Source organism: Nocardiopsis sp. NPDC055824, from assembly GCF_053616335.1.
The window spans coordinates 1-10,409 of record NZ_JBSHDN010000214.1; the positions used below are offsets into that span (position 1 = coordinate 1).

The 10,409-nt window shown below is 72.0% G+C and carries 10 protein-coding genes; 7 read left to right on the plus strand and 3 right to left on the minus strand.

Going from position 1 to position 10,409, the window contains the following annotated elements:
• Positions 1-24: 24 nt before the first annotated feature.
• Positions 25-198 carry a hypothetical protein gene (locus ACWGL3_RS27635; protein ID WP_267949469.1) on the minus strand — a complete coding sequence of 58 codons (174 nt, stop codon included), beginning with the start codon at positions 196-198 and terminating at the stop codon, positions 25-27.
• Positions 199-814: 616 nt separating this feature from the next.
• Positions 815-1,423, minus strand: coding sequence for a TetR/AcrR family transcriptional regulator (locus ACWGL3_RS27640; RefSeq protein WP_267949470.1), 609 nt, complete (start codon positions 1,421-1,423; stop codon positions 815-817).
• 113 nt (positions 1,424-1,536) lie between these two features.
• Here ACWGL3_RS27640 and ACWGL3_RS27645 point away from each other — a divergent pair, with 113 nt between their 5' ends.
• Positions 1,537-2,358 (plus strand): SDR family NAD(P)-dependent oxidoreductase, encoded by an 822-nt coding sequence (locus ACWGL3_RS27645; RefSeq protein WP_452461960.1) that lies wholly within the window; start codon positions 1,537-1,539, stop codon positions 2,356-2,358.
• 151 nt (positions 2,359-2,509) lie between these two features.
• Here ACWGL3_RS27645 and ACWGL3_RS27650 read toward each other — a convergent pair whose 3' ends face one another.
• Positions 2,510-3,418: a LysR family transcriptional regulator gene (locus ACWGL3_RS27650; RefSeq protein ID WP_267949472.1), complete on the minus strand. Its 909-nt coding sequence runs from the start codon at positions 3,416-3,418 to the stop codon at positions 2,510-2,512.
• Between the two features lie 283 nt (positions 3,419-3,701).
• Here ACWGL3_RS27650 and ACWGL3_RS27655 point away from each other — a divergent pair, with 283 nt between their 5' ends.
• The 6 genes from ACWGL3_RS27655 (at position 3,702) to ACWGL3_RS27680 (ending at position 10,233) form a co-directional block, all read left to right on the plus strand.
• On the plus strand, positions 3,702-5,018 hold the full coding sequence (locus ACWGL3_RS27655; protein ID WP_267949473.1) for an MFS transporter: 1,317 nt from the start codon (positions 3,702-3,704) through the stop codon (positions 5,016-5,018).
• 226 nt (positions 5,019-5,244) lie between these two features.
• On the plus strand, positions 5,245-6,534 hold the full coding sequence (locus tag ACWGL3_RS27660; protein WP_452461961.1) for a flavin-containing monooxygenase: 1,290 nt from the start codon (positions 5,245-5,247) through the stop codon (positions 6,532-6,534).
• Between the two features lie 7 nt (positions 6,535-6,541).
• Complete coding sequence (locus ACWGL3_RS27665) at positions 6,542-6,964, plus strand: RidA family protein (RefSeq protein WP_267949475.1); 423 nt, start codon at positions 6,542-6,544, stop codon at positions 6,962-6,964.
• On the plus strand, positions 6,961-7,629 hold the full coding sequence (locus tag ACWGL3_RS27670; RefSeq protein WP_344178632.1) for a DUF1028 domain-containing protein: 669 nt from the start codon (positions 6,961-6,963) through the stop codon (positions 7,627-7,629). The genes ACWGL3_RS27665 and ACWGL3_RS27670 overlap by 4 nt, the downstream gene beginning before the upstream one ends.
• Positions 7,619-8,818, plus strand: a complete 1,200-nt coding sequence (locus tag ACWGL3_RS27675; RefSeq protein ID WP_452461962.1) for a M20 family metallopeptidase — start codon at positions 7,619-7,621, stop codon at positions 8,816-8,818. The genes ACWGL3_RS27670 and ACWGL3_RS27675 overlap by 11 nt, the downstream gene beginning before the upstream one ends.
• Entirely contained in the window at positions 8,815-10,233 is a 1,419-nt protein-coding gene (locus tag ACWGL3_RS27680; protein WP_452461963.1) for an aspartate ammonia-lyase, read from the plus strand. The genes ACWGL3_RS27675 and ACWGL3_RS27680 overlap by 4 nt, the downstream gene beginning before the upstream one ends.
• Positions 10,234-10,409: the final 176 nt, after the last annotated feature.

Genomic DNA, 10,409 nt, shown 5'->3' on the forward strand with positions numbered 1-10,409 from the left:
GCGGACGGCGGGGCGCGGCGGTGCTCAGGCGTGCTGGCGCGCGACGCCGCCGAACGCCCCCACGACGGCGCCCAGGGCGAACATCGACGCCTCGTCCTCGTCCATGTGGACGATGCCGGCCGGAACGCGCACCCGGTAGGGCTTGGGCTCGGCGGGCAGGATCTCCAACCCGTCGATGATCCCCTGTCCCTCCAACATCAACAGGGCCTCTTCGACCCTTCCTGTACGGTCACCGCGGGACCATATGGACATGCGTCAACCCTCACTACGGCCGGGGCCGGGTACAACCGAGCGGGAACGGCGCCACTGGGGCAGGGCGGTCCACTGTTTCCCGGGCCGGGTACCCAGCCCTGTCACGCTCCGGGGTCCGTTCCGGTGTGCGCGGGGAGCAATCCCAGTGATACCACCGGCGCGGCGGGGTGGGGGCGGCATCGGAGGCACGGCGCACTGGCCGGAACCGGCCATGCCCCGGGGGTGTGGCCGGATCCCTGTTCCGGCGTGCGGCGGCACCGGTCGGTGGGGGCGGTCGTCCCGTCCCCCCGCGCGTACCGGTGGGTCGCCGCCCGGACGGGGCGGGGGAGGAGGCCGGGACCGGGTCGCCGCACGGGCTCGGGGGAGGCGGCGCGCCGCCGGGGTGGGCATCATGGCTCCTCGGGGTCGTTCCGGGCGAGCCTAGGGACGCTTCCGCCGACCCGCCCGGCGAACGCCGAAACCGGTCACCAATGCCCGGAAAGTCCTGCGCCACAGGCGTTCCGGACCTGGCGTCACCGCCTGTGGCTCCGCGCCGGAACGCTCGACGGCGGACGCCCGGGGGTCAGGGGCGGGCCGGGCCGAAAGCCCTGAGGGTCGCGTCGACGAGCGCGTCGGCGTACGCGGGGGTCAGTGGGCCGCCGCGGTGCAGCCACCGCTGGAAGAGGGGGGCGTAGAGCACCTCCAGGACCAGGTCGAGGTCGGCGTCGGGATCGAGCTGGCCGGCCTCCTGGGCGCTGCGCAGACGCGCCTTCTTCGCCTCGTCCAGCGGGCGGGCCAGTTTCTCGCGGTACTCGGCCGCCAGCTCGGCGTCGTTGGCGATCTCGGTGTTGAGGGCGCGGAGCAGCCTGTCGAAGGACGGGTCGGCGAACTCCTCCGCCGTGGCCCGCATGACGAGCTTGAGGTCGGACTCCAGGTCGCCCGTGTCCGGCAGTGCGACGGACTGTCCGTCCGCGCCCTCGCTCAGGGCCAGGACGGCGGCGAAGACGACCGCGCTCCTGGACGGCCACCGCCGGTAGATCGTCTGCTTCCCGACGCCGGCGCGGGCGGCGATGGCCTCGACCGTGACCTTGTCGTAGGCCTGCTCCGCCACCAGGGAGCGGGCGGCCGAGAGGATCGCCTGCCGGGACCGTTCCTTGCGCCGGGAGTGGTCCGGCCCCTTCGCGTTGGACATGCGTCCAGCCTATCCGCAAAAGAAACGAGACGGGCCGTATTGCTAGGTTGGGTGGAGTGTCCTACACTCGCAGGAAACGAGACGAACCGTTTCCTTTGTGAGAAAGAGGTGTCATGGCGGACGCACGAGTCTGGCTCATCACCGGGGCATCCCGCGGCCTGGGAAGAGCCTTCGCCGAGGCTGCCCTGGCAGGCGGCGACCGGGTGGTGGCCGCCGCCCGCGACGTCGGGCCCCTGGAGGAGCTGGCCGGGAAGTACCCCGAGCGCCTGGTCCCGCTCGCGTTGGACGTCGCCGACCGCCGAGGCGTGTTCGAGGGGGTGGAGCGGGCGGCGGCCGCGTTCGGCGGGCTGGACGTGGTCGTCAACAACGCCGGCGCCATGCTCTACGGCATGGTGGAGGAGGCCACGGAGGAGCAGATCCGGGCGCACATGGACGTGAACTTCTTCGGCGCCGTGTGGGTGGCCCAGGCGGTCCTGCCGCACCTGCGTGCCCGGGGCGGGGGACGGCTCCTGCAGGTCACCTCGATGGGCAGCGGCGGCGGCATGGCCACCGTCGGCCTCTACGGCGCGGGCAAGGCCGCCCTGGACTCGGTCAGCGAGGCGCTGGCGATGGAGGTCGAGGGGTTCGGCGTCAAGGTCACCGTCGTGCAGATGGGCGGCTACGAGACCGGCCTGTTCACCGCCGGCACCACGGCCACGGAACCCTTGGCGCGGTACCGACCCCTGCGCACCGAGATGGAGGCGATGTGGGGCGACGCCGTCGCTCCGGGACCGGACACCGCCGCTCCGACCGTCATGGAGCTGGTCGCACTGCCGGACCCGCCCCGGAGGCTCATCGTCGGCAGCCGGTCCTTCGACCACGTCCTTCAGATGGACCGGGAGCGAACGGAACTGTACCGGTCCTGGGAGCACCTCAGCCGGACGGCCCCGGGCTGACCGCGTCCCGCGTCGCCTCCGGGGGCGCATCACACGGCGGTCGGGCGGTCGGGGCCGTCCCCGCGTGCGCGGGGGGCAGACCGGTGTCCCGCCTGGTTCTTCGGAGCCCCGGCACGTATCGGCTGCGGCGGAGCCGGTTCCGCGCCGGGGATCAGACGATGATCTCCCGGCAGACGTCGACGAAGGCCTGCACCCGCCGCACCGGTCTGCGGTCGGTCGGCTCGATGACCTCGATCCCGAGCCCCCCGGACTCGATGTCGAGCTCCCTGGTCACATAGGGCAGGTCCTCGTAACTGCGTTCGAGCGCGGTGCGCTGGGTGAGCAGCGCGCAGCCCAGCCCGCGGGCCACCAGGGCGCGGACCATCTCGAAGCTCGCGGTACGGAAGCGCACGTTCGGGACCAGGCCGGCTTTGGCGAACAGGCCGAGGAAGTAGTCGCCCGCGGGCGGCAGGTCGAAAAGGATCAGCGGTTCCGAGGCCAGGGCGGCAAGGCTCAGCGGGCCCTCCGTGTCCCATGCCCTGTCCGCGGGGACGAGCGCGTAGGGCGGGTCCGACCGGAGCGTCTGCGCTGTCACCCCGCTCATGGCGCGTACGGAGTCGAGCTCGTAGTGGTAGGTGATCGCGAGGTCGATCCGGGTGTTGAGCAGGTCGTCCAACAGCGTCCCGTGTGCCGCCTCGACGAAGGAGAGCCGCACCTGCGGGTGCCGCCGCGAGAACTCGGCGATCACCTTCGGCAGGAGGATCGGCGCGATCGTCGCGTAGCAGCCGACGGTGAGGTCCCCCTCGACCTCCTCCCGCTCCCGGCTGGCCGTCTCCCGGAGCTGTTCGAGGTTGGCCCGCACGTTGTCGGCCACGGCCAGGGCGCGCTGCCCCGACGCCGTGAGGAGCATCCCCTTCGGAGAACGGACGAAGAGGGTGACCCCCAGCGCCGACTCCAGGTCGGTCAACGCCGTCGACACCGTCGACTGCGACACGAACAGTTCCCGCGCCGCCGCCGTCACCGAGCCGAGCCTGGCGATGGCCCTCAGGTACTCCAGCTGCCGCAGGCTCACGTCACCCACCGGTTCGACCCTCCTGCCGGAGCCATCGGTTTTTCCGAAGGCGTTCTTTGGATCTATGTGTTTTACAGATCCTATCTTCCGCCTGGATAGTGGTGACCCATGACACAGGCAGGTCGGATGCCGACAACACCGGGGGCTCTACCGCGCCCCCGCAAGGCGCTCGACTCCACACTCCCGCGAACGAGCGACCTCCTGATCATTCACCAGAGCGTTCCGGCGCGCTGGGGGCCACCGGCGCCTCCGGGGCCTCGGCGCGTGCGAGGACACGATCCCAGGAGGAGAAATGACGAGTGAGATCTCGGAGCAGGTAGACAAGAAGGACCTGCGGCGGAGTGTGTTCGCCGGAGCGGTGGGCGTCTTCGTCCACTGGTTCGACTGGGCCGTCTACGCGTACCTGGCCACCACCATGGCGCAGGTGTTCTTCCCCGAACAGGACGGCACCGCCGGCCTGCTCTCGGTCTTCGCGGTCTTCGCCGTCGCGTTCTTCGTGCGTCCGCTCGGCTCGGTGCTCTTCGGCCACCTCGGTGACCGGTTCGGCCGCAAGACCACACTGTCGATCGTCATCATCTCCATGGCGGCGGGCACGCTCATGCTCGGGCTGCTGCCCAGCTACGAGTCCGTCGGCATCCTCGCGCCGATCCTGCTCGTGGTCGCCCGCATCATCCAGGGGCTCGCCGCGGGCGGGGAGTTCGGCTCCGCCGCGGCCTTCCTCGCCGAGTTCTCGCCGCCCAAGCGCCGTGGATTCGGGTGCTCGTGGATCGAGTTCGGCTCGGTCGGCGGGTTCCTGTGCGCGTCGATCGCCGTCTGGGCCCTGCACGCGGCCTTCCCGGCGGAGGTCGTCCTCGACTGGGCCTGGCGGATCCCCTTCCTGCTGACGGTGCCCATGGCCGCGGTCGGCCTCTACATCCGCCTGCGTATCGAGGACACGCCCGAGTACCGCGCCCTCGAGGACATGAACAACGTCCCCAGCCAGCCGGTCGTCGAGGTGTTCCGCTCCAACGGCAGGCAGTTCCTCCAGACGGTCGGCATCGAGACCTTCATGAACTCGACCTTCTACATCGTCCTCGTGTACCTGATCACCTACCAGGAGGAGATCGTCGGGGTGCCCGCCGACCGGGCGGCCCTGCTCTCCGCGGCGGCCTCGGTCGTCGCCATGGGGATCATCCCGCTGTCGGGCAGGATGTCCGACCGCGTGGGCCGCAAGCCGGTGCTCTACACCGCCGCCGCCCTGCTGATCGTCGCCGCCGTGCCGTTGTTCCTGCTGATGCAGGTGAACACGTCCTGGGCGGCGTTCGCCGCGACCTTCGGCCTGGCCGCGATCCTGGCGATCATCCTGGGCACACACGCGTCCACGGTGGCGGAGCTCTTCCCGACACGGACCCGGCAGAGCGGCCTGTCGATGGCCTACAGCGTCGCGGGGGCCTTCTTCGCCGGAACCCTGCCGTACCTGATGACCTGGCTGATCTCGCTCACCGGAAGCACCATGGTCCCGGCGTTCACCATGATCGTGATCGGCGTCATCGGCGCGGTCACACTGCGCACCATGCCCGAGACCAGCGGTTCCGACCTGCTGCACGAGAGCGACCGGGCCCCGCGCTGAGCAGTACGCGGGCCGGGGGCCGTCCGTGTGCGCTCCGCGCCCGGCCGGCGCCCCGGCCCGCCCGAGAACAGATCCATCCGCCCGGCGGACGGGCCCGTGGAGCGGCCCGGCCCGGCGGACTCCGCGGACACCGCCCCGGAGAGCCGGCCGGGTCCACGGAGAAAGCACGCAGAGCGCGTCCGCCGCCGCGGAACCACACGCGTTGACCGAACCCTGGAGGTTTCGCATGTCAGTCCAAGAGATCGAGGTCGTCGTCGTCGGAGGGGGGCAGGCCGGGATCGCGGTGAGTGAGCACCTCAACGAACGCAAGGTGCCGCACGTCGTCCTGGAGAGGAACCGCGTCGCCGAGCGCTGGCGCTCGGAGCGGTGGGACTCGCTGGTCACCAACGGGCCCGTCTGGCACGACCGCTTCCCCGGGCTGGAGTTCACCGGCCTCGGCCCGGAGGACTTCGCCTCCAAGGAGCAGGTGGCCGACTACCTGGCCGCCTACGCGGAGAAGATCGGTGCGCCGATCCGCTGCGGTGTCGAGGTGACGTCCGTGCGCAGGCACACCGGCCGCAGGGGATTCCGGGTCCGGACCTCGGACGGGGACTTCGACGCCCGCTACGTGGTGGCCGCCACCGGCCCCTTCCAGCGCCCGGCCGTCCCGCCGATCATCCCCGAGGAGGCGGGCCTGGTCCAGATCCATTCCAGCGCCTACCGCAACCCCGCCCAACTGCCCGAGGGCGCCGTGCTCGTGGTCGGATCGGGCTCCTCGGGGGTCCAGATCGCCGACGAGCTCCGTGCCGCCGGCCGACGGGTCCACCTCTCCGTCGGACCGCACGACCGCCCCCCGCGCAGGTACCGCGGACACGACTTCGTCTGGTGGCTGGGCGTGCTCGGCAAGTGGGAGGCGTCCTCCCCTCCGCAGGGCGCCGAACACGTCACGATCGCGGTCAGCGGCGCGCACGGCGGCCGCACCGTGGACTTCCGGACGCTGGCCGACCGCGGCATCACCCTGGTCGGCCGGACCGAGTCCTTCGACGCCGGGACCCTCCGCTTCGCGCCCGACCTGCGGGACAACATCGCGCGGGGCGACGCCAACTACCTGTCCCTGCTGGACGAGGCCGACGCCTACGTCGAGCGCAACGGCCTCGACCTCCCCGAGGAGCCGGAGGCCAGGATCCTGGGCGATGACCCGGAGTCGGTGACCGATCCCGTCCTCGAACTCGACCTCGCCGCCGCCGGGATCACGTCCGTCCTGTGGGCCACCGGCTTCACCGCCGACTACGGCTGGCTGCAGGTGGACGCCTTCGACGCGGACGGCAGACCCAGGCACCAGCGTGGGGTCTCCTCCGAGCCCGGCGTGTACTTCATGGGGCTTCCGTGGCAGTCCCGCCGCGGCTCCAGCTTCCTCTGGGGGGCCTGGCACGACGCGAAGTACGTCGCCGACCAGATCTCGATCCAGCGCGGCTACATGGAACACAACGACTCGAACCCGCGCCCGTCCCACACCCGAGCCCGCATCCAGGAGTGACCACACCATGACCACGCACAAGCGCATCCGCCCGTTCAACACCAAGGACACCTACCCCGAGCAGAACCTCGACAACGACCTGTGCCAGGCGGTGGTGGCCGGCGGCGTCGTCTACCTGCGCGGCCAGATCGGCCAGGACCTGGACACCCGGGAATCCGTGGGCATCGGCGACGTCCGCGCGCAGACCGAGAAGGCCATGGCCAACATCGACCTGCTCCTCAAGGAGGCCGGGAGCGACCTCCGGGACATCGTCAAGGTGACGATCTACCTCGTCGACCCGCGCTACCGCGAGGAGGTCTACCGCGAGATCGGGCGCTGGCTCAAGGGCGTCCACCCGGTCTCCACCGGCATCGTCGTCCAGGCCCTGGCCCGTCCGGAGTGGCTCGTGGAGATCGACGCGACGGCCGTGATCTCGGGAGGCGGGGAATGACCTTCTCCATCGCCGCCCACCAGGACGGCCGGTTCGGCATCGCCGCCGCCTCGTCCTCCCCCGCGGTCGCGGCACGGGTCGTGCACCTGCGCGACTCCGTCGGCGCTGTCGCCTCGCAGAACATCACCGACCCGCGGCTGGGAACGGCGCTGCTGGACGGGCTCGCCGCGGGCGCGGGCCCCCGGGAAGCGCTCGACTCCGTCGTCGACGGCGAGCCGGACATCGACTACCGGCAGCTCACCGTGGTGGACGCCTCCGGGGCGGCGGCGACCTACAGCGGCGCGCTCACCCTCGGCGTCCACGGGGAGGCCACCGGACCGCACTGCGCGGCCGCGGGGAACATGCTCTCCCGACCCGGTGTCCCCGAGGCCATGTGCGAGGCCTTCGGCTCCGCCGGGGGAGAGCTGGAGGAGCGTCTCCTCGCCGCGCTCGCGGCCGGGCTGGCCGCCGGCGGTGAGGCGGGACCGGTGTACTCCGCGGGCCTGTCCACCGTGTCCGCGAACGGCTGGCGCGACACGGACCTGCGCGTCGACTGGCAGGAGGACCCGATCGAGGCGCTGCGGGGGCTGCTCGGGGTCTGGCTCCCGCAGCGCGACGACTACGTCCGGCGCGGCCTGGAACCGGCGGCCTCGCCCGGATACGGGGTGCCCGGCGATGACCGTTGAACCCGGCGGGCAGCCCGGTGCCACGGAGCACCTGGAACGCCTGATCACCTACTCCGAGACCCTGCACGCCCACCCGGAGACCGCCTGGGAGGAGCACCGCGCGGCACGGTGGACGGCGGAGCTGCTCGAGGAGTTCGGTTTCGACGTCGAGACCGCCTACCTCGGCTTCCCCACCGCGGTGCACGCCGCCTACGGGACCGGCCGGCGCCGGGTCGGCTTCGTCGTCGAGTACGACGCGCTGCCGGGCCTGGGCCACGCCTGCGGCCACAACCTCATCGCCGCGATGTCGGCGGGCGCCGCGATCGCGCTCCGGGCGTGGGCGGACCCGCTCGACCTGCGCATCGACGTGATCGCCGCCCCGGCCGAGGAGGGCGGCGGGGGCAAGATCGAACTGCTCGACGCCGGAGCCTTCCGGGATCTGGACCTGGCGCTGATGGCCCACCCGGGCCCGGTCGACGCCCCGCGGGCCGAGCCCTACGCCGTCGCCCACGACCACGTCCGCTTCACCGGCCGGTCCGCCCACGCGGCCGCCTACCCGCACGAGGGCCGCAACGCCAACGACGCCTTCGTGATCGCCCAGGTGGCCCTCGGCCTGCTGCGCCAGCAGCTCCCGCCGGGCACCCGCGTCCACGGGATCCAGACGGTGGGCGGCCAGGCGCCCAACGCCATCCCCGGGACCACCGAGGGCCGCTGGTACACCAGGGCCGAGAGCCTGGCCCAGCTGGAGCCGCTGCGCCGCCGGGTGGAGCAGTGCTTCGAGGCGGGAGCGCTGGCCACGGACACCGCGCTGGAGTTCACACCGGAGTCCCGGCCCTACTCCGAGTTCCGCACGGACGAGCGCGCCCTGGAGATCTACACGCGTCACGCCCTCGCGATCGGGCGCAGGCTCGACGCGCCCGTGGAACACCGGACGATGAACCGCGCCTCGACCGACATGGGCAACGTCTCCCAGCACGTGCCCGCCATCCACCCCTACATCGGACTGGACTGCTTCCCGGTGAGCAACCACCAGCCGGAGTTCGCCGCCGTCTGCGTGGGGGAGGCGGCCAACCGGGTCATCGGGGACGGCGCCACGCTGCTCGCGCGTACGGCGCACGAGTACTTCGCGCGGGAACCCGGCCCCGCCGACGCCGACCCGGCGGGGCGCACGCCCGTCGCCGGACGACGGTCGGGAGGAGGGCCGGCATGAGCGCGGACGTCCCCGTGGAGAGGACGGAGGCCGACTCGCTCGGCGAGGTGTCGGTCCCGGCGGACGCGCTCTGGGGGATCAACACCGCACGCGCCAGGGCGAACTTCCCCGTCACCGGCCGCCCCTGGGGCGAACTGCGCGACCTCGTCTGGGCCTACGGGGCGGTCAAGCTCGCCGCCTGCCGCGCCAATGCCCGGCAGGGGCTGCTGGACCCCGCCCAGAAGCAGGCGATCGCCGCGGCCTGCCACGAGCTCATGCGGGGCGGCCTCGACGGGGAGCTCCTCGTCGACCGGGTCCAGGGCGGGGCGGGGACCAGCACCAACATGAACGTGAACGAGGTGGTGGCCAACCGGGCACTGCAGATCCTCGGCCTCGTGCCGGGGACCCGCGCGGTGATCGACCCGCTCGATCACGTCAACCGCAGCCAGAGCACCAACGACACCTATCCCACCGCGGTCAGGATCGCGGTCCACCGCGGCATCGAGCGGCTCGTGCCCGCGCTCCTCCGGCTCGCCGCCGAGTTCGAGGCACGTTCGGCGGACTTCCGCGGCATCGTCAAGATCGGTCGCACACAGCTGCAGGACGCCGTGCCGATGACCCTGGGGCAGGAGTTCGCCGCCTTCGCGGAGACGATCCGGGAGGACGCAGCCCGACTGGAGGAGTTCCTGCCCCACCTGCGTGAGGTCAACCTCGGCGCCACGGCGATCGGGACCGGCATCACCGCCCCCGTCGGATACCGGCGGAGCGTGGTGGCCGAGCTCAGCGAGATCACGGGGTATCCGCTGGCCTCGGCGAACAACCTGATCGAGGCGACCTCCGACACCGGTATGTTCGTCTCGGCCTCCGGGCTCCTGAAACGCTGCGCGCTGAAGCTGTCGAAGATCTGCAACGATCTCAGGCTCCTCGCCTCCGGTCCGCAGGCAGGGCTGCGGGAGATCGTGCTCCCGGCCGTGCAGGCGGGATCGTCGATCATGCCGGGAAAGGTCAACCCGGTCATCCCGGAGACCGTGAACCAGGTGGCGTTCCTCGTCGTGGGAGCGGACACGACCGTGACCATGGCGGCCGAGGCCGGGCAGCTGCAGCTCAACGCCTTCGGTCCGGTCATCGCCTCCTCCCTCCTGGACTCGGCGGACCTCCTGACGAACGCCGCCGACCTGCTCACCGGGCGCTGCGTGAGCGGTATCCGCGCCGACGGCGAGGCCGTCACCGCGCGGACCAGGGGAAGCCTCGCCGTCGCGACCGGACTGGTGCCGCTCCTCGGGTACGCGCCCACGGCGGCTCTCGTGAAGGAGGCGCTGAACGGGCCCCGCGCACTGGCCGAACTGGTCCTGGAACGGGGCCTGCTCGACGAGGAGCAGCTCGATGCCGTGCTCGCGCCGGAGAAGCTGACCGGTGAGGGCTCCGTCGTCCTCTAGCCACCCGCACGGCCGTGCCCGCGGTCGCGCCTCAGGGGCGGCTCCGACGGTTTCGGCGCCGAAGCAGCCCCGTTCCACGGTCCGGGGCCGCGGTCACGGCAGTGTCCTGCCCGGCCGGGGCCTCCATGGGAGGCTATTGCGGCCCGTCCGCCCGGGGTGGGGGGAGACCCCTGCCC